A 21,546-nucleotide genomic window follows, 5' to 3' on the forward strand; every position below is an offset into this window, starting at 1 on the left:
GTTTTAGATTATAACTATTCATAATATATTATCAAACCAAATTAAAACCAAATTATGCATTTTAAACAAATCATTGCCCCTTTGGCAATCTTTAGCGCCATGTCTTTTTCAGGCTATTCCCAAAATGTATTTCCTTCAAATGGACATGCTGGTATAGGAACAACTACTCCTAGCAGTCACTTAGAAATCAACGAACGAAGCAATCAAGCCGTGCAAATAATGTTGAGGAACACGAGTGCTTCTAATGGGGGATTCTTTATAGAGTTGCTGGATAATGACATCTCACTCAATCTGAAAGAAAAAGGTAACCTTCGATTTTTTACAAATGGCACGGAGTGGATGCGATTGAATGAGAAAGGCTTTGTAGGCATAGGAACCAATAGCCCAAACAATCCATTGAGTGTAGAAGGCAAAATAGAGTCTCTTAGAGGTGGTTTTGTATTTCCAGATGGAACGGTACAGACAACGGCAGCAGTTCACTCTAATATCTTTACTTCCTTGTATGCGACGGATTTTATTAAAGTAGGAAACAACTCTATTTACATTGATGAAACGAACCTAGGAGGAGGGGCAACACCAGAGAATCACATTTATTCTTCGAATACTAGTGGCAATCTTTTTATCAACTGTGCTGATCCAAGTTTTGTAAATCCAGGAAGCCCAACAGCCAATACTATTTTTCATTTTAATGGTAATAAGGGAGGAGTAGGAATCGCAACAGATGTATTGGATCAATATGTGAAACTTCATGTCGCAGATGGATTTGCTTTGTTTGATGGAGATCAAGCCTCTGTACTTTTTGACAAGCATTCTTCTTCGGTATATGGTCAATATGGGATTGAGTATCTTTCAACCAACGAGACGGGATCTTTAGGAGGGTTAAATTTTTGGAAACCCTTTGGTTCAAATGCTGGTCTAAAGAACTATCAGATGTTTATTAGTGATGGAGGACAAGTAGGGATTGGTGTCAATCCGTCTGAATTTGTTCCTGGATATAAATTATTTGTAGATGATGGAATCTTGTGCGAACAAGTAAAAGTGGCATTAAGAAGCACAGCTGATTGGGCAGATTTTGTGTTTGACATAGATTATGAGTTAAAACCTTTAAAAGAGGTTAAGGAGTTTATTGAAGAGAACAAACATTTGCCAGACGTGCCAAGTGCTTCGGATGTTGTGAAAAATGGGATTAATATGGCTGAAATGGATGCCACCTTACTCCAAAAAATTGAGGAACTAACGCTCTACACAATCAAACAACAAGAGTTGATTGAGGAAATGCAAAAAGAAATCGAACGTTTAAAATCTAAACAATAAACCAATGGACATATTAAAAAAAGCTGTCTTGCTTCTATGCTGTGTCACTCCATGGTTTGCTTCGGCACAGGTTGTCTCAGTAGATGATATGAGAACCAAGACGTATTTTGAAATTGTAGAAGAGAAAGAGCGATATTTTGCAGGACTACCACCTAGACAATTAGAGGGTGAGGGGAGTGAGTACAATCGATTTCAACGATGGAAAGAAAAATGGGAACCTAGAGTGGCAACACACGGTAGTTTTAGGCAATATTTTGAATATGAGAAAAAAATGTTCCAAACGAATCCCAATTGTAATCCCAATGTCATTAACTCCAACCCTTGGTTAGAAATTGGACCAACCGAACAACCTGTAGGTCCCTTTGAAGATCCCTCTAATGGAGGAACAGCGGATGGAATTGGACCAACCGAACAATTGATTTTTGCGCCTTCTAATCCACTAGTAATGTTAGTGGCTTCACTTTCTGGAGGTTTGTTTTACTCTACCAATGGTGGAAATGATTGGTTGCAATCGGGAAGTGACAAGTGGCCACAACCAGGGTGTAGTTCTGCGGATATTCATCCTTCTAATCCCAATATTTGGTTGGCGACTTCTGTCGATAATAATAACGGAGAAGGGGGAGTAATAGGATATACAGGGGGAATTTATCGAACAGTAGATCAAGGAGCCACTTGGGAAAGAATAGGAAGTCAATTGCAGTTAAACTGGTTGTATAATGCTTTGTTTGGCGTGAAATTCGATCTAATTGACCCCAATATTGCTTACACCAATACACAGTATGGATTGTACAAAAGTACGAATGTTTTATCGGCAAGTGTGACTTGGACACGTTTGAATATTACTGCCCCAGTTTCTGTAACAAGTGCGTATCCTACGTTTGATTTTTCAGGTCTAGATCATCGAGTTCACGATTTAGAATTTAGACCAATCAATCCCTCTAGTCCAGGAAGTTCTATACAGGATTTATATGCTAGTGTGCGTTTTTATGGAACAAAAACAGTTAGCGGAGAGCTAATAAAAAAATATGTTTGGAGGCTAATGAAATCTAATGATGGTGGAGCAACATGGTCTGAAGTCGTAACACCGTCTAGTATTGATAACCTAGTTCATTTAACGATTGAAATGACGAAGGCAAATAGAGATATTGTGACACTTTTGTATGCGGGAGCGCCTCCTTATGGGATTCATAGATATAATGTTAATACAAATATTTGGACAACATTAACTCCAAGTTCAACTATTAATTTTGGTTCTGGGCATACCTTTGGAATTTCTCCTTTTGATGAAAACTTAATTTATTATTCTAATGGAGATCGTTACAAAGTATATGATAATGGAAGTGTTAGTACTTATACCTCTGGTAGTGCTAATAAATTCGAGTACCATGTAGACTTAGAGGATTTTGTCAGTCATCCAACCAATCCAAACGAAGTTTGGATGTGTAATCATGGTGGGGTCGCGAGGTCACTTAATAAAGGAGTGAATTGGGAAACCAAAACGGATGGGCTTGGAGTAGCAGAAATAATGGATATGATGACTGCTCGAACCGATGCTTCTAAACTGGTTATTGCAACTTATCATGATGGTTCATCTATTACCACGACAGGGCATTACAATGGTTGGGATCCAGAGTGGCACCATGTTTATGGAGGCGATGGCGTAACACCTATGGTAGATCGAACAGATCCTAAGCACGTTTGGGTGAATACTCAAGGTGGTAAACAGGCTTATTCAGATGATGGAGGTGCAGCAAATACGTTTAGTTATCAAGCAAGTGGTTCTGGCTGGACGGCCAGTATGGGACAGCATGCACATGATCCTAAGACGATTTTTTGGGCTTATCGAAATACTGTTTCAGGTATTTCAGGAGCCAATATCAGACGCTCATTTGATCATGGCGACACCTATCATCCTATTACAGATTTTCACAGTCATCCAGATTTGGCAGGGATTACACCTGGGTGGCACGTTACAGAAATAGAAGAAGCACGAAGTAATGATAATTATCTGTATGTTACAATTTTAGAACAGCCAGCAAATAGTCCAAGTGTTTGGAGATTGTTTAGAACCAAACAAATAAACGAAGATGCTACTACTATTATTAATTCTTGGGAACAGCTTCCCATTCCTTTGGTCAATTCTTGGATTGCGGATATAGAAGTCGATCCCGAAAACCCTGAAATTGTCTATGTTGTATATACAACAGGGTTGAGTAGTGGTCCTGTTTTTAATAACAATGGTTGTGGTGAAAAGATTCTTTTTAAGATGGATTATACCAATCCTGCTTTAGTAAATTGTAGTACAGGTGCGAATTGTACCGATTACACGTTTAATTTGCCGCCTACTAGTAGCCAAGGAAGCAACACATCTCATGAGGTGCTATCTATTGAGCAAGGCTCCAATGGAGGAATGTATTTTGCGACTAGAGTGGGAGCTTTTTATATCAATAACAATTTGATTGCATCAGGAGATTATTGGCAACGATTTGGAACCAACCTTCCTTATGTTAGAGCCTCAGGTATGGAAATTGCCTATGATATTAATCGAATACGCATGAGTTTTGTAGGAAGAGGAGTATGGGAACATGAATTGCATTGTCCTGATGATTTAAGTTTTAATGAAAGTGGTGTATATACTTCTGATGAATATTTAGAGGCTATCTATCATATTAATTCTACGGCAGTCGTAAGCCCAACTCTAGATGTTCGTTATCGGGCAGGTTCTTTTGTGCATTTGAAGCCAGGTTTTAAAGCGAAACCAAATTCTGTTTTTCATGCATTTATTCATCGTTGTGACAAACCAGGAAATAGCTTTAAACGACTAGACAACTCAAATGGAGCGAGTCCCCAAGAAGCACTTGAAATCAAAGAATCAGCAGATTTAGGTATCAAGACATATCCTAATCCTAGTGACGGTCATTTTACCGTAGGGGTAGATCTTGATGATATAGATGAATATTACTCTTTGCAAGTCATTGATTTAACAGGAAAAGTGATTTTTGAATCGTTGAAAAATTCTACAGAGAAAGTCGATATTAATCTAAGTGACCAACCGAATGGAATGTATATTATTCTATTTAAGTCTGGAGATAATCTTCTTTATAATAAAGTTATCAAGGAATAAAATTTTTTCTAAATGGAATGTGATAAGAAGTCCTAAAAACTTTGGTTGCAATACATTTAGAAGAAGTGTTAACATTTATTTAAATAGAGCAAAGCAGTCCTGTTTTGCTCTGTTTTTTTGTCTATTACCAGACAATTTCAAAGATAGATGGCATTGTTTTCGTTAGTTGTGTTACGAATATGTATTTTTATCCTCTGAAAAATAGTAGAGGAATTACCAATTATCCTATTAATTATTAAAACTTAACAATAGTAATGATTATGAAAACATCATACTGGATGGTATGCTTTTCAGCGTTCTTGTTTTTGACAACAGGTTTATTTGCACAGGAAGCTCCTAAAGAAAATAAAAAAGAAGCCGTAGAAAATCGTAGTTATGCTTATGGAGCTATGATTTCTAAAGGTATAACTAGAATGGGCTTGAGCGAAGCAGAAAAAAATCCAGATAAATTTATTGAAGGAATAAAAGAAGGAACGAAAGGTAATAAAGAAGCTTTTCAAAAGGCACAAAGTGTCTTACAATCAAGGATGCAAACGAAAACAGTATCTGCTGATGACAAAGCAGCTGGAGAGATTGCCTTTAATTTGGGATTAAGTGCTATCGGAGGTTTGGCTACTGAAGTAGACATTCCTCTATCTGATTTTGATTTTAAAGTTATGAAAAAAGCATTTGTAGCAGCAGAGGCAGGTGAAACTTTAAAAATGAGTGAAGAAGAAATGAATGCTGTATTGCAAGCCTATTTTGAGCCTAAAAACAAGGAATATCAAACCAAATTAAAAGCTAAAAAAGAAGCTGAGGCTGCCGAGAATATTGAGGCTGGTAAGAAATTTATGGAAGAAAATGCCAAAAAAGAAGGGGTTATTACAATGGCAAATGGTATGCAGTATGAAGTTATCAAACCAGCAACAGGACCTAAACCCAAAGCGACTGATAAAGTAAAGACACATTATCACGGAACTTTGATTGATGGAAGTGTTTTTGATAGTTCTGTAGATCGTGGCGAACCAATAGAATTTCCGTTAAGTGGTGTGATAAAAGGTTGGCAAGAAGGCATTCCGTTGATGTCTGTAGGAGCCAAATATCGTTTTTACATTCCTCAAGAATTGGCATATGGCTTACAATCTCCGTCTCCAAAAATTCCAGCAGGTGCCACCTTGATTTTTGAAGTGGAATTATTAGATATTACAGTAGATCCTGCCAAAGCAGCACTTGAGAAAAATTTAGCAGAAGGAAAAGCGTTCTTGGAAGAAAATGGAAAAAAAGAAGGAGTGGTTACCTTGCCAAGTGGTTTGCAGTATTTAGTAATTGTAAAAGGAGATGGTCCTAAGCCTAGCTTGACTGATCGTGTCAAAGTTCATTATCATGGAACCCTGATTGATGGAACTGTATTTGATAGTTCTGTAGATCGTGGTACGCCAGCAGTTTTTGGTGTTAATCAGGTGATTAGAGGTTGGCAAGAAGGCATTCCATTGATGTCTCCTGGAGCAAAGTACCGTTTGTTTATCCCTGCTAATTTAGCATATGGCAATCAAGGTGCAGGGGCAAAGATAAAGGGTGGTTCTACTCTGATTTTTGACGTAGAATTATTTGAGATTAATCCTAAGTAAATCTTTTTACATAGTTAACATTGCCAATCGAACTATTTAGGTTCGGTTGGTAATTTTTTTGGCAGTGTTCGTTGTAAAAAAAGGAAATAATAGAAATAAAATTATTATGAATAAAGTATTGGTAGTTGGTGTTGTCGTTGTTTTGATTGTCATTGTTGGTATGTGGATGTCGAAAAGTATGCAACGCCAAAAAGAGGCTGCGGCGAAGGCAATTGTTGACGGACAACAGTTTTTGAAAAAAAATGCTCAAAGGGAGAATGTGGTGACAACTGCTTCTGGACTGCAATATGAAGTGCTTGTAGAGGGGAGTGGTGATCAACCTGTGTTGTCTTCAAAAGTGAAAACTCATTATCATGGAACCTTAATTGATGGAACTGTATTCGATAGTTCTGTAGAGCGAGGCGAACCAATAGAGTTTCCATTAAATGGTGTGATCAAAGGCTGGCAAGAAGGAATTCCGTTGATGTCTTCGGGGGCAAAATACCGTTTTTACATTCCACAAGAATTAGCTTATGGAATGCGTTCTCCTTCGCCTGCTATTCCTCCTGGTTCTACACTCATTTTTGAAGTAGAGCTACTTAGTTTTAGATAACCTCTAAACAACTAACGGAGTATTAAACAATAGAAACACTTATCAGAAAATAAGCAGCTAATTTATTATTGTATTAAAAAAGGCTGCCTAATAAAACAATACACAGAATATGAAGAATAAATTGGGATGGATTGGCTTTTTTATCCTTGGTTTAGTGGGAAGTTTATTAGCCCAAGAACCGAAGGCGGATTCTACGAAACAAACAACTAAAAAGCCAAGTCCAGCAGTTCTTATCAAAGAATTTAGCTACTCTTATGGATATAGCTTTGCCAAAGATTTAAAAGAAAAATCAAGCTTTGAAGCGAATGAAATGGCAGCAAAGGAAGTGCTAAAAGGATTGAAAGACGGTTTGAAAGCAGATACTGCTAAGTTAGCAGAAACCAATCGCCACTTAGAGGAACGATTAAACAGCGAAACACCCGCTAAAACAGAAGAAGAGGGAAAAAAAACGGCTTATCACTTAGGATATAATGCCATTGCGAATATGATGGTTATGTTAGAACTACCTAGCTCAGATTTTCATTATGGCTGCATCAAAAAAGGGTACATGGATTTCACAAAGGGCAAGGATTCTAAGTTTACAGAAACGGAAAGGAATGATAAGTTGAATGCTTATTTTCAAGAGAAACAAACTGCCATGCAAGAAAAGATGTTGGCAAAAAGAAAAGAAGAAGCGGCTCAAAATTTGGCATTGGGACAAAAGTTTTTGGAAGAAAATGCTAAAAAGGAAAATATTCAGACAACCGCTTCAGGCTTGCAATATCAAGTGATCAAAGAAGGTGAAGGAGAATACCCAACCTTAAAGAGTCAGGTTGTTACACATTATACAGGAACATTAATGGACGGACGAGTATTCGACAGTTCTATTGAAAGAGGTCAGCCTGCTGTATTCCCTCTAAATGCTGTAATTCAAGGCTGGCAAGAAGGCATTCAATTGATGAAAAAAGGAAGCCGTTACCGCTTGTTTGTTCCTGCTGCTTTGGGCTATGGTGAAAATAGTCCTGCTTCTATACCTCCTAATTCTGTGTTGATTTTTGATGTTGAATTGATTGATATCAAAGAAGAAGACCCTGCAACCAGCAACGCCAAAAGTAAAATGAGTTACTCTTATGGTTACATGATTGGGAAAAGCCTTGAGAGAGTTAACTTTAGTGCAGACGAAAAAAGTCCCAATCAATTTGTGCAAGGTTTTGCCAAAGGATTTGATGCAGCGCAACAAGATGTAGCCGTTGTAGAAAGTTTGTTGAAAGCAAGAATGGAAGCAGGAGAGCCAACCAAAGATGTAGAAGCGGCTAAGAAAATTGCTTTTGGAATTGGTTTTTCTTCTGCGGCAGGAATTGCTACACAAATTGGAGCCATTTCTACGGAATTTGATTTTAATGCTGTAGGAGTAGGATACTCTACGGCACTAAAAGGAGAAGATTCTCAGTTTTCAGATGAAGAAATGAATGGCTTTTTGAAGACTTACTTTGAACCTAAGCAACAAGCGTTTAAAGAGCGTATGGAAACAGAACAACAAGCCGAAGCGATGGCTAATATTGCTGCTGGTGAGAAATTTATGGCAGAAAATGCCAAAAAAGAGGGTGTTGTTCAGATGGAAAATGGGATGCAGTATATGGTTTTAAAAGAAGGAGCAAAAGATGAGATTCGAGCTACTTTACAAGATAAAGTTACAACACATTATCATGGTACATTGATTGACGGAACTGTATTTGACAGCTCTGTGGAGCGTGGCGAACCAGCTACTTTCCCATTAAATGGTGTTATAGAAGGTTGGCAAGCAGGAATTCCTTTGATGCCTGTAGGGGCAAAGTATCGATTTTTTATTCCAGCCAAATTAGCTTATGGCAATAGAGCGATGGGAGCAACCATAGGTCCTGGCTCAACTTTAATTTTCGACGTAGAGTTGATTAAAATAAACTAGTTTATTCTAATGTCTAAGCGGCATTTTATACTTATTGGCGACAGTTCAGAGGCTATATTTTTGATTATAAATTAATATTTTTACCTTTGTGACTTGTAGATATTACAAATTATAAATTTTAAAAAAAAGACAATAATGAGAGAGCAAAGTTATAGTTTAGGAATTTTGTTGGGAAATAATTTAGTAGGGCAAGTAGATGTGGAAGGTTTGGATTTTGATGCATTGGGTAAAGGTCTTGTGGATGTATTGAAAGGTGGAGAGTTGGAAATGACAGAGGAAGAAGCAAACTATACAGCTCAAATGTTTCTACAAGAGTCAGCTGCTAAAATGGCTATGAAAGCTGGTGAAGAAGAGGCTAATTTTATGGCTGAAAATGGTGCTCGTGAAGGTGTTGTTACAACTGCTTCGGGCTTACAATATGAGATTTTGACGGAAGGCGATGGTGCTATCCCTAAAATTCACGAAAAAGTAGTTGCTCACTACGAAGGTAAATTGTTGACAGGTAAAATCTTTGATTCTTCTTACAAAAGAGGACAACCAGCTACTTTCCCTGTTAACGGTTTAATCAAAGGATGGCAAGAAGCTTTACAAATTATGCCTGTTGGTTCTAAATGGAGATTGTACATTCCTTCTAACCTAGGTTATGGGGCAAGAGGAGCAGGAAATGATATTCCTGGAAATGCTACTTTGATTTTTGATTTGGAGTTATTGCAAATTACACGCTAAGAAAATAAGCGTTCAATGATATTAGGAGTTGTTCTTTAGGGGATAACTCCTATTTTTTTTAATACAATAGTTCGTTGAAACCACGCAGTAGCAGCGCAGCTAAACTTTATTAGCTTGATAATTAGCAAGTTGTTCCCTTGTTGTGTTTTGTGTTAAAATTTTGATTATCAACTGCGCAGCACTCACGAAGTACCACGAAGTAGCAGCGAAGCTAAACTAATATAAATGTGCTTTTTTATCTTTTTGGTAAAAAAGTAAAAAACTAAGCTTGCGCCCTCATGAGCGTAGCGAACTAATCAACGAACTACTATTAATAAGAATGCTGCACAAAAAACAACTCGCTAAAATAATACAGTAACACACAGTATTTCGTGGCTTTTTATGTTTTTATGAATCCACGAAGTGTTAATAAATAAGAAGTTATGAAATTACAAATTATCTGTTCGGCGCTCATCCTATTTTTGGTGGCTTGTGGTAATGAAAATACTAAAATTGATGATACCAACTCGAAAGGAGAGCCTACCGAAGAAGCATTGATTACTTACAAAAAGAAAATTGAGAACATTATTAAACGGGAGGATACTTCTTATGAAAAGTACATCAAACAGTTTGATGAGGATATAGCAATTCTCACTGGTGGCAATTATACTTATGAAGTTAATTTTGTAGAATTAGACCGAATGTACGAAATGGCTAAAGAAAGCAATGAAGCAGCCATCAAAAAATTAAAAAATGTAACGGAAATTGTTCCCTCAATAAGGTATCAATCATATGCTTTAGAAGTGGCTGTCTTATCTCAAAACTTGGTGGAAGCTATCGAAAATTGGGTCAAGAGACTCAAAGAAAATCAGAGCGAAAGTACGATAGAGAATACACGAGAAATTTATGACATCAAAGAAAAACTTAGGGTAACTCAAGAGAAGTTTGATGCCGCAGAAGCCGCCTTATCCGCAAAAATAAACAAGGAAAACTAATCGAATTTGATGCTTAGATTTCTTGACAAGGCTCACAGAGGTGTAAGCATCAAATTCGTTTTGTAGCGTTATTCAAAATGGAGGTTTGTTTTACCGTGACTTAATGTGTTTTGTTTTTTAGTCGCACTAATTTGTGATAATAATGTTCTGCTCTCAAAGAATCGTTTAAATAGTGGGCATAGAAACGGACAATCTTTTTTAACTTTAATGTAATTTCATGAATTTCTCTAGAAGTATATTGGAGTCCGTTGTGCAAGCCTTTTAAATAATATTTTTCTGCCTTGTCATAATCTTGCATTCTAAGATAAAGGTCTCCTAATCCTGTAAAAGAATAGTGGTGTTCGTCTCCTTTTTGAATGACTTTAAAAAAAAGTTGTTCTGCCTTTTCGTAGTTTCTAAAACCGTACATTTGAATATTAGCCATCGTATCCAACAAACTCGGATCATGTGGCAGAATATCAAGCCCTCTAGCTGCAAACGCTTGCGCTTTGTGATAATCTCGAATCGGGTGCATCAAAAGATTCGCATAATTATTAAGCAAAATAGTATCATCAGGACAGAGTTTTAAACCTTCTTCATAATAATGAACCGCCCGTTGAATAGCGCCAATATCTTGACACAATAAAGCCGCATTTCTATATGAAACGATATTCCGAGGTGTTTTATAAGAACGAATGTAATAGTTAAGCACTCGATCAACATCTTCCAAGCGTTGTCCTTTTTTGATATAGTGTGTGTGTACAATAGAAGCAAAACCAAAAGAAGCTTGCGTGTTGTCAGGATCTAGTTCCATTGCCTTTTCATAAAAAAAGAGCACTTTCTGATAATTATTCCACTCATTTTTAATTCTATTGGCCAAAAGTGTGTATATCTTAGCATAAGGAGCTGGATTGATACGAAAAAAGGGCATATACTTCTCTATCGCATTTTCATGTAGTTCTAACAGCAAACGAAGTGGATTTTTATAGGTGTTCCAACCTTCAACAACTTTAAACTTGTATTGAGCATAATTCAGAATTAAGATTTGATCTTGTAAATCTCTAACACAAGCTTCGGGCAAATTTTGAATCAGTAAATCGTGTGCCAAGCCTTCTATATGCGCTTGGTTGTCATTGGATAAATAAGCGACAATTGTCAAAGGAATTTGCAATTGATTGACAACTTGTGGACTGTTTTGAATGAGACCTAAAGCAATACTTTTATTGGTATCTTCAGGTGATAATAGGAGGTTGCTTAGTTGTGTGATTTCTTGTTTTGTAAAACTCATGGTTTAAAAATAATTTATTTCTAGTGCTTTTGCAAGAGATGAGCGTCCTTGTAAAAAAATAAAAGCAACAATAGCAGTTATTGAGAATTAGGCTGTCCAGAAGTTGGTTCAAAAGCAACTTAAGTTGCTGCGGAGAGAGTATACAAGAATCGTTCATTAAAACAAGAAAAAATAAATCTTCAAATTTGCTTACTTGGTTATTTGGATTGAATGCGTTAGCTTTGCGGTCAATTTCGAACCTTATTCAAAAAAGATAAACTTAGTAGGCATGAAACTTTGGCAAAAAGAAGGAGCTATTAACAAAGAAATTGAACGATTCACAGTAGGAAAAGATCGTGAATTGGATGTTTTGTTAGCAAAACATGACATTACAGGTACTTTGGCGCATATTACAATGCTTGAAAGTATTGATTTGTTGACAAAAGAAGAGTTGGATGCGTTGGTAAAGGAATTGAGAGGACTTTATAAGGAAGTTTTAGCTGGAAATTTTGAAATCGAGGATGGGGTAGAAGATGTACATTCTCAGGTGGAGTTGATTTTGACACAACGGTTGGGCGATGTGGGTAAAAAAATTCACAGTGGTCGTTCTAGAAATGATCAAGTTTTGGTGGATTTAAAGTTGTTTACTCGTACGGAGTTGCGTGAAGTAGTAGAATTGATTGTCCCTTTATTTGAACAGTTGATTACGTTAAGTAATCAATACAAGGACATTAAAATCCCAGGATACACACACTATCAAGTAGCCATGCCTTCTTCATTTGGATTGTGGTTTGGAGCATATGCAGAAAGTTTGGTAGACGACATGCACACATTGTTGGCAGCGTATCGTATTACAAATAAAAATCCTTTGGGGTCTGCTGCTGGTTATGGTTCTTCATTCCCGCTAAATCGTACGATGACGACAAACTTATTAGGGTTTGACGATTTGAACTACAATGTGGTTTATGCTCAAATGGGGCGTGGAAAAACAGAGCGCTCTGTTGCGCAAGCTTTGTCTTCTGTAGCAAGCACATTGAGCAAGTTGGCGCAAGATATTTGTTTGTACAACAGCCAAAATTTTGCTTTTGTAAAATTCCCTGATCACTTAACAACAGGTTCTAGTATTATGCCACACAAAAAGAACCCTGATGTATTTGAATTAATTCGAGCACGTTGCAATAAAATGATTGCACTGCCAATCGAAATTGCCATGATTACCACCAACTTGGCTTCGGGATACCATAGAGATTTACAAATTATCAAAGAGAGTTTCTTACCTGTTTTTGAAAACATGAAAAGTTGTTTGTACATCAGTAAGTACATGTTGGAAAATATTATTGTGAACGACAGTGCCATTCACGATGAAAAGTACAAGTATATTTTTAGTGTTGATGTTGTTAATGACATGGTACTAAATGGAACTTCTTTTAGAGATGCTTACAAACAAGTTGGTTTGGATATTGAAGCAGGAAATTTTGAACCAATTATGGATTTGCAACACACACACGAAGGTAGTATGGGGAACTTGTGTAACGACAAAATTACGGCAATGATGAATGCTGTTGTCGCTGAGTTTTCTTTTGATAAAATGGATACTGCTTTAGCTAATTTGTTAGGCGAATAATTAAAAAAGAACAAAATGCAAAGTTTTTGATTTTGAGAGAATAGCTTTGACTTGGCAAAATATTATTTATTTCCCTTGTTGAATTTCGTGCTTTTACAAAACAAAATTTTAACTTTGCGGCACAATTATAGTTCAATTCTATTAAAAATAATTTCATATAATCTATAGAACAATGAATCCAAAACAGTTAATTCTTGACAAAATCAAAGCCAATGGTGGATGGGTAAACACACATGCACATTTGGACAGAGCTTACACGTTAAATGAGGATAATTTTAATTATTCTTATTCTTACTTAAAAGAGAAATGGCATTTGGTTGATGAAATGAAAAAGGCAGCAACCGTAGATGATATTTATAGACGTATGTGTAAAGCTACTGAAGTTTTATTGGAGCAAGGCACACAGGCGATGGGTACATTTATAGATGTAGATGAGAAGATAGAGGACAAAGCGATCAAAGCTGCACACAAATTGCGTGAAACTTACGGTAAAGACATTGAAATGCGTTTTGCTTGTCAGGTACTAAAAGGAGTAATTGATCCTAAGGCTCGTTATTGGTTTGATATGTCTTTGGACTTTGTGGACATTGTGGGTGGTTTGCCAGCAAAAGATTTTGGTCGTGAAGAGGAGCATTTAGATATTTTAATGTCTTCTGCTAAAGAGCATGGAAAGTTGGTACACGTACATGTTGATCAGTTTAATACGGACGAAGAAAAGGAAACAGAGCAATTGGCACGCAAAACAATTGAGCATGGTATGCAAGGAAAAGTTTCAGCTATCCACTGTATTTCTTTGGCGGCACATCCTAAAAAATATCGTCACAAAGTATATGAGTTGTGTCGTGAAGCGGATATGCACATTATTTCTTGTCCTACGGCATGGATCGACCACAACCGTACAGAGCGTTTGCAAGTAAGCCACAACTCAATTACTCCAGTAGATGAGATGGTTCCAGCTGGTTTAACCGTTGCTTTTGGTACAGATAATATTTGTGATATCTACAAGCCGTTCTCTGATGCTGATTTGTGGACAGAAATGCGTGTGATGTTAGAAGCATGTCATTACTATGATGTTGATAATTTAGTGAAAATCGCTACTGAAAATGGTTTGAAGGTTTTGGGAATTGAGAAATAGTAAAGCCTTTTAAGATAAAATTCTAAGCTGCTTGAATGACCTTTCATTCAAGCAGCTTTTTTTTAGCTGTGGCCAAAGTTTGACGCTCTAAAAATAAATAGGGATTACTGTAAAGGAGTTTTTTTTGATTTTTTATCCTTGATTAATAAGAACTTATCTTTTATTTTTGTGTGAAGCAAGCTTTTTCTTAATTTTTGGATATTTCTTTGATAAAGAAAGAGTGCTGGATTGCTTTGTGCGATGTTTCTCTTATTCCATACAAGAGTTTCAAAACTAGTTTGAATGCTTATAAGGAAAGAGTTGGTCGGCACATTGTTGGCAGCTTAATATGATATTTTCTAACTAAATTTTTAACTAAATGCAATACGTAATAACCCTTTTAATTGCGTTGTTTTGTTTTCCTGTTTTGGGGCAAAAGGACTTTACCATCAATGTTCACGAATCAGGTGACCCCGATGGATTGAACCCACTGACTTCAAAAGCCGCCAATGCGGAGAATATTGAGGATAATTTGTTTTGTCGTTTACTGGAGTTCAATCGAGAAAGTTTTCAGCTAGAACCAGCTTTGGCAGTTCGCAGACCAATTATCAAAACTCTAGATAAAGGGAAATATAAAGGTGGAATGTCTCTAAGCTATGAAATCCACCCCAAAGCAGTGTGGGACAATGGGAGTCCAGTGACAGGGAACGACTATTTGTTCACAATCAAAGCATTAAAGCATCAGAAGGTAGAAAGTGGAGGTAGACGCTTGAGAGCAGAATTTATTGCAGACGTAGAGGTTGACCCCTCTGATCCTAAAAAGTTTACCATTTATTCCAAAAAAGTGATGTTTATGGCGGAGGCAATTAGTGGCAACTCGTTTCACATTTTGCCAGAGTACGTTTATGATGCTAAAAAAGTATTGCGTGGAATTTCAATTCCCGAATTGGATGATAAACGAAAGGCATATAGTGAAGCCGTGAATGAATTTGCTGATGATTTTAATTCTGCCAAATATTCGAGTGAAGAAGGTTTTGTTGTTGGTTGCGGTCCTTATCGATTGGTAGAATGGTCCACTGGGGATTTGATAAGCTTGGAGCGAAAAAAAGATTGGTGGGGTGACCAAGTGGATAATAAATACTTAAAAGCTTATCCCAGCAAAATTAATTACCACATCATTTCCTCTATAGGATGGGCATTTTCTAAATTCGAAAAGGGGGAGTTGGATATTATTAGAAATGTTCCTCCGAAGCGTTTTAAGGAAGCTAAGGAAGATGAGGCTTATTTGAAAATGACAGAGTTTCACGATCCTTCTCAATTTGCGTATCATTATTTGGCATTTAATTCTAGAAATCCAAAGTTATCAGACAAAAGGGTAAGGGAGGCAATTGCTTGTGCTGTAGACCAAGATAGAATTGTCAATGAATTGTTCGGTGGTGCTGCAATGAAAGCCAAAACGCCAATTTCACCCCATCGAATGCACTACAATATTAATATAAAAGGTGTGACATATGATCTGGATAAAGCAAAAGAACTATTGGCAAAAGCGGGCTGGAAAGATTCTGATGGAGATGATATTTTAGATAAAAAAATTGATGGCAAGCAAGTAAAGTTGCGTTTGAAATATAACTACAACAAAGGAAATGTGGTTCGCAAAGCGATTGGCGAGATGCTAAAAACTAGCTTGGCAGAGATTGGGATAAAGATGGATTTGTACCCCATTGATTTTGCGGATCTGTTGGCAACTGCCAATGAAAGAAACTTCGATATTATCGCTTTAGCTTGGGTAAATACACCGGGTTCTGATGATTTAAAGAATGTGTGGCACACGTCTTCTGATGTTGATGGCGGTGGAAATCGGGTAGGTTTTGGCAACGCTAGAACAGATCGAATGATTGATGAAATCTTAGTCACTTTGGATGAACAGCGTAGAAAAGAGTTGTACCTCGAATTGCAAGAGGAGATTGTGGCAGAACATCCTTATGTGTTTCTAGTAGTGCCCAATCAGTTAATCATGATTCGAAAAGGGTTTGATTATCCTGAACTAGGTCCTGTTAGCCCCGGTTTTGTGGTGCGTTGGTTTCAACAGAAATAATTGAACTACGAAAAGTAATTAAAATAGGGCAATTGGATGAATTCTTCCAATTGCCCTATTGATTAAGGGAGTTTGTTTAATCTACTCCATTTTCCAGTCAGGAATTTGAATCCTACCAGGCGTATAAGGACCACCCAAGTCATTCAATTGCTCTTCCAATTTGTTAATATCTCCTCGCAGATTATTTAAATCAACCAAAAACTTTTCAAACATTTTACCAACCAAGGTATAATTCTTTTGAGCAGTTTGAGAAGGAGCGGAAGTAGCTCCCCACATATTCCAAATAGGACTTTCCATGCGCTCCAACAAACTTGGTTCTGCTTCAATATCTCGACCACTTAAACTACCATCACCGTATAATTCAACACCCATTTCTTTTAGTCGAATGCGGATGCTTTCTGCTTGTTCTAATAATTTTAAGTCAGCATTAGGCGTTTCTAAGATACCTTTTTGTAAGTGATCAATGCGATTGACCATTGTGTTATAAACAGAACTAGCAGCGCGCCCTGCTCGACGCATTTTAGTTAATTTTACCTCAAAAGCAGTTAATGCCGCCTTGTCTTGGGCACTTAGCGTAGCGTTGTTGAGTGATTTAATGGTAAAAGGAACTTTTTCTGTCAAAACGGTTACTTTCCCTGCTTGAATTTTAGACAGTTGAGCAAAATATTCGCCAGGAGCCGCCAAGGCACCACTAGGAGCAGAGCTATAACGACCAGGTTTTGATTCTTTTAATTGAACAGGAACCAAAGACTCATAGCGGAAGTCCCAAACCAAACGATTCATACCTTCGTGGGGTGTTGTTTTGATTCTACGAACCACCTCACCCGCTTTATTGGTAATTGTCATAATAGCAAATGGTTTTTGTTCCCAATCCTCGGCATGAAATTCTTCTAAAGTTGGGTAACGAATATCTTTTTTGTCCTTTGTCAACTGCGCCTCATATTTGTAGCGAGATTCTTTTAACGTCATTAGCGTCGTATCCGAGAAATAGTACGAAAACACAGCACCAACAGGTGGGTTTTTAGCAGCATAGTAGGATTCTCCTTGAGAGGCGATGCCCGTCAAGCCCAAGGGAGCTCTTTCAATAAAAATCCAAGCATCTTTAATGGGATATAAAGTAGCCAACTTATTTTTGTCCTCATCTTTGTAATTGCGTAAAGGAGTATAATCGTCCAAGACATAGAAGCCACGACCAAAAGATGCCAAAACCAAATCATTCTCCCGTTTTTGAATTTCAATATCTCTAATGGCAATAGTAGGCAAACCTCCTTTTAGCTGATGCCAATTCTTGCCGCCGTTTTTACTATAAAAAACACCAAATTCCGTTCCTGCAAACAAAAGATTTTTATCAACATGATCTTCGGCAATGTCGTATACACTACCACGTTTGGGCAAATCCCCATGCACAGCCGTCCATGTTGCGCCTTTATCAATACTCTTGTAAATATAGGGTTTGAAATCGCCATTTTTATGATTATTAAAAATAGCATAAACCGTATGCTTGTCATGCTGGGAAGCAACCAATGCATTGACATAAGTATTGGTAGGAACTGCGCCTACTTTGTCAATTTTTCGCCATGTTTTAGCATCTTCAGAAACTTGTATTAATCCATCATCTGTGCCTACGTATAGTAAATTTTCCTGCAAAGGCGACTCGTCCAAAGCAACTATATTACCATAAATAGAAGTACTCTTATTTTTCATAACAGCCTCTGCCGACCAAACACGCCCCATAACTTTTAATGCGTTTCTATCTATTTTTTGCGTTAGATCATCAGAAATAACGGTCCAATCGTCGCCACGGGTTTCACTCATAAATACTTTGTTGGCAGCAAAATACAAGCGTTTAGGGTTGTGTGGGCTAATCAACAAAGGAGCGTCCCAGTTCCAACGATACGCTAGTTCACCCTCGCCTGGTCTAGGTTTGATTCCCACACGCTCGCCACTCTTTTTGTCGTAACGCACCAACCAACCATATTGTGCCTGTGCATAAACAATATCAGGATTGGTAGGGTCAATTTGGGATTCAAAACCATCGCCACCATTAGTAATGTACCAATCTGCGTTGACAATTCCCGCTGAGTTGGTTGTACGGCTTGGACCACCCATGGAATTGTTGTCTTGTGTCCCGCCATAAATATTGTAAAAAGGAGTCGCATTATCTACTGCCACCTTATAAAATTGTGTGACAGGAAGGTTGGCTTTAAATTGCCAATCTTGGGCATGGTTCCAAGTTTCGTAGATACCTCCATCACAACCTACAATCCAGTGATCTAGATTGGTCGGGTCTTGCCACATACAGTGGTTGTCAACGTGTTTGTGTTTTTCTCCTGTTCTTTTAAATGTTTTTCCACCATCTAATGAATGATGAAACCAAGTATTCATAGAATAGACCTTGTCTACATTTTCTAAGTCACAATAGATTTCTTGATAATAATTACCAGAAGTGCTATACCCTCCTCTTTTTGTCCAGCTAGCACCTCTATCTGTCGAGCGATACGTACCTCCCTTGCCCTTAGAAGCTTCAACAATTGCATAAATATAATCTGGGTTAGCAGGCGATATAGCTAAGCCAATTCTACCTAGAAAATCACCAGAAGGCAAACCACTGGTTAATTTTTTCCAAGACTTTCCTCCATCTTCTGATTTGTGAATACCAGAGCCAGGACCACCCCCCAAATAAGTGAATACATGACGGCGGCGTTGGTGAGAAACGGCATACAAAACATTCGGATCTCTTGGGTCAAGGTGCACCTCACTAATTCCAGTATGTTCGTCAATTTCTAGAATAGCTTTCCAAGTATTTCCTCCATCTTCTGTTTTGTACAAACCTCGTTCTCCACCTGCACTCCAAAGAGGTCCATAGGCAGCAACATAAACAATATTTGGATTTTGTGGGTGCACTTGAATCATTCCAATATGCTCACTTTTTTGAAGCCCCATATTTTTCCAAGACTTCCCCCCATCTTCCGATTTATAAACCCCATCTCCATAAGCCACAGAACGTTGGTTGTTGTTTTCTCCTGTTCCAACCCAAACAATATTTTCGTTGCTAGGGGCTAAGGTAATACAGCCGATAGAATAAGAGCCATAGTTTTCAAAAATAGGCTCATAAGTAGTGCCTGCGTTGGTTGTTTTCCAGACATTTCCAGAAGCTACAGCGACATAATACTCCGCATGTTTTTTAGGATTAACGGCAATGTCGATGATTCGACCAGATGTAAAAGCTGGACCAATCGACCTGAATTTTAAGGCATTAAAATTAGGTCCCTTGTCTTTTTTCTCTGTTTGTTCCTTGTCTTCCTTTTTAGACTTTTTGCCTTTTTGTGCAAAAAATAGCGTTGGCATTGCCCATAGGGCAAGGAATAAAAATAGTTTTTTCATTAGGTGTATGTTATAATTGAATTAAAACGAAATGTTGAGCCATGACATGGGGACCTAAGGTGAGGGTTTCCCGAATTCTTACTCAAAATATGAAGATATTTTCATTTTAAAGATATTTTTTGTTGAATCACAGTTTTTTTTCGATGAGCAATTTTGAAATTTATACCAATGCAAAACGATAGTTGTAGGATGGATAGGTTGCCTACGTTTAAACTCATTGAAGTCCTATTTGAGATTTGTACAATATAAATAAAGGTCTGACGTTTAAGTAGATGGAATGAGCCTTAGAATAAACACGGACACAAGTAATTATTTACAATTTCCCTTCCCAAAAAAAATAAAAATAAGAAGGTTTAGTTTAATATTCCTATAGTGTTGTTTTGTAATGGCTTTTAGTAAGCTGCTCGCTAGATACCTAAAAAAATGTTTTTAAATTAACAATAGTTCGTTGAAACCACGCAGTAGCAGCGAAGCTAACTAAAAGCGCAGCGCTCACGAAGTAAACTTTATTAGTTTACTTCGTGAGTGCTGCGCAGTTGATAATTAACAAGTTACACCTTTGTTGTGCTTTGTGTTAAAACTTTGATTATCAAACTAATATAAATGTTATTTTTTATCTTTTTGGTGAAAAAGTAAACAACTAAGCGATAGCGATCTCACGACCGCAGGGAGCTAATTAACGAACTACTAAATTAATACATCGAACCACAAAATGATACCAATGCTACGCTACCTATTTGTAATCACTTTAGTATTTTTAACTGCCCTTAGTTGCGAGAAAGAAAAAACATTGCAAGAAGAATTTGAAGAAGCCGCAGAAAAAGAAACTTGGCATTTTATCCCCATTCCAGGAATGATTTGTCGTGACAATAGCAATACAGGGATTGGAGTACGTCTAAAGAATAATTCCAATAAGGTCATTATTTATTTAGAGGGAGGCGGCGGCTGTTTTAATGCGGTTACTTGTGTTGCGAATCCAAGTGCTTTTGGTCAAATCTCTTTTGACAGTTGGCAAACAGTAGGATTGCAGTTTGGAATTTTTGACAAAGGGAGTTCTTACAACCCATTTAAAGACTGGAACTATATCTATATTCCTTATTGTACGGGAGATGTACACAGTGGAACAAGTTATAATTCATATGTTAATATTGTACACCAAGATCAAAAAATGGTTGGACATAATAACATTACTTTGGCTTTGGAGGCTTTAAAAACGTATTTTGGAACTCGTTTGGATGAAGTATTTTTGACAGGGTCTAGTGCTGGTGGATATGGAACATTAATCAATGCCAATCAAGTGATAGAAGCTTTTCCGAATGCTACAGCAACTGTTTTAGACGATTCTGGTCCTGTTTTAATGGATCAAAACGTTCAACCCGACTGCTTGGATGATTTGTGGCAAGGAATTTTTCATACCCATATCCCTGATGATTTTGCAGATTATACTTCTGGGCAATACAGCACTTCTATGAAATCCATCTATGAATATCTAAGCAACAAACATCCCAATGTTCAGTTTGGGTTAATATCTGCGTTGGAGGATATCGTTATTCGAGAATTTTATGGTTATGGTGTTAATAATTGTGCCGAGTCTACAGTTGTTCCTGCACCTTTGCCTGCTATAGATTATAAAAATGCTTTAATTTATTTGAGAGACTCTGTCTTTTCACGGCATACCAATTGGAAGACATTTTATGTTAATGATGCGAGCCATACCTTTAATTTATTGCCAGGAACCATGCAAAAAGAAGTGAATGGGGTGCAGTATGGTCAGTGGATTAATGCTTTGCGAAATCGAACAGCAACGCATGTTTATGAGTAG

The 21,546-nt window shown here is 37.4% G+C and carries 12 protein-coding genes and 2 pseudogenes; 12 read left to right on the forward strand and 2 right to left on the reverse strand.

The genetic code is table 11. From position 1 onward, the window contains the following. Positions 1-54 precede the first annotated feature (54 nt). From QP953_RS14590 to QP953_RS14620, 8 genes and pseudogenes are all read left to right on the forward strand, one after another. The gene (locus QP953_RS14590; protein ID WP_052598876.1) at positions 55-1,314 is read left to right on the forward strand and encodes a hypothetical protein; all 1,260 of its coding nucleotides are present in this window, start codon (positions 55-57) and stop codon (positions 1,312-1,314) included. Positions 1,315-1,318: 4 nt separating this feature from the next. Further along, positions 1,319-4,438: a T9SS type A sorting domain-containing protein gene (locus QP953_RS14595; protein WP_309551518.1), complete on the forward strand. Its 3,120-nt coding sequence runs from the start codon at positions 1,319-1,321 to the stop codon at positions 4,436-4,438. Between the two features lie 527 nt (positions 4,439-4,965). After that, positions 4,966-5,730: pseudogene (locus QP953_RS28610) on the forward strand (FKBP-type peptidyl-prolyl cis-trans isomerase); the annotation flags it as partial. A gap of 45 nt (positions 5,731-5,775) precedes the next feature. Beyond that, positions 5,776-6,045: pseudogene (locus QP953_RS28615) on the forward strand (FKBP-type peptidyl-prolyl cis-trans isomerase); the annotation flags it as partial. Between the two features lie 106 nt (positions 6,046-6,151). Then, the gene (locus QP953_RS14605) at positions 6,152-6,637 is read left to right on the forward strand and encodes an FKBP-type peptidyl-prolyl cis-trans isomerase (protein ID WP_309551521.1); all 486 of its coding nucleotides are present in this window, start codon (positions 6,152-6,154) and stop codon (positions 6,635-6,637) included. Between the two features lie 109 nt (positions 6,638-6,746). Then, positions 6,747-8,561, forward strand: coding sequence for an FKBP-type peptidyl-prolyl cis-trans isomerase (locus QP953_RS14610; RefSeq protein WP_052598872.1), 1,815 nt, complete (start codon positions 6,747-6,749; stop codon positions 8,559-8,561). Positions 8,562-8,696: 135 nt separating this feature from the next. Beyond that, the gene (locus QP953_RS14615) at positions 8,697-9,287 is read left to right on the forward strand and encodes an FKBP-type peptidyl-prolyl cis-trans isomerase (RefSeq protein ID WP_309551522.1); all 591 of its coding nucleotides are present in this window, start codon (positions 8,697-8,699) and stop codon (positions 9,285-9,287) included. Between the two features lie 422 nt (positions 9,288-9,709). Continuing rightward, on the forward strand, positions 9,710-10,261 hold the full coding sequence (locus QP953_RS14620; RefSeq protein ID WP_309551523.1) for a hypothetical protein: 552 nt from the start codon (positions 9,710-9,712) through the stop codon (positions 10,259-10,261). 100 nt (positions 10,262-10,361) lie between these two features. Here the strand turns inward: QP953_RS14620 and QP953_RS14625 are convergent, their stop codons facing one another. Then, positions 10,362-11,528 carry a hypothetical protein gene (locus tag QP953_RS14625; RefSeq protein ID WP_309551524.1) on the reverse strand — a complete coding sequence of 389 codons (1,167 nt, stop codon included), beginning with the start codon at positions 11,526-11,528 and terminating at the stop codon, positions 10,362-10,364. A gap of 268 nt (positions 11,529-11,796) precedes the next feature. Here QP953_RS14625 and argH point away from each other — a divergent pair, with 268 nt between their 5' ends. From argH to QP953_RS14640, 3 genes are all read left to right on the forward strand, one after another. Next, on the forward strand, positions 11,797-13,131 hold the full coding sequence (argH, locus tag QP953_RS14630; protein WP_052598868.1) for an argininosuccinate lyase: 1,335 nt from the start codon (positions 11,797-11,799) through the stop codon (positions 13,129-13,131). Positions 13,132-13,303: 172 nt separating this feature from the next. Further along, on the forward strand, positions 13,304-14,266 hold the full coding sequence (locus tag QP953_RS14635; RefSeq protein ID WP_309551526.1) for an amidohydrolase family protein: 963 nt from the start codon (positions 13,304-13,306) through the stop codon (positions 14,264-14,266). Between the two features lie 358 nt (positions 14,267-14,624). Next, the gene (locus QP953_RS14640) at positions 14,625-16,340 is read left to right on the forward strand and encodes an ABC transporter substrate-binding protein (protein WP_309551528.1); all 1,716 of its coding nucleotides are present in this window, start codon (positions 14,625-14,627) and stop codon (positions 16,338-16,340) included. A gap of 81 nt (positions 16,341-16,421) precedes the next feature. Here the strand turns inward: QP953_RS14640 and QP953_RS14645 are convergent, their stop codons facing one another. Continuing rightward, a complete protein-coding gene (locus tag QP953_RS14645) occupies positions 16,422-19,724 on the reverse strand; it encodes a glycosyl hydrolase (RefSeq protein ID WP_052598865.1) in 3,303 nt (1,100 codons plus the stop codon). 721 nt (positions 19,725-20,445) lie between these two features. Here QP953_RS14645 and QP953_RS14650 point away from each other — a divergent pair. Beyond that, the gene (locus tag QP953_RS14650) at positions 20,446-21,546 is read left to right on the forward strand and encodes a pectin acetylesterase-family hydrolase (RefSeq protein ID WP_052598864.1); all 1,101 of its coding nucleotides are present in this window, start codon (positions 20,446-20,448) and stop codon (positions 21,544-21,546) included.

The organism is Aureispira sp. CCB-E (assembly GCF_031326345.1).
In the GTDB taxonomy this organism is placed as follows: domain Bacteria; phylum Bacteroidota; class Bacteroidia; order Chitinophagales; family Saprospiraceae; genus Aureispira.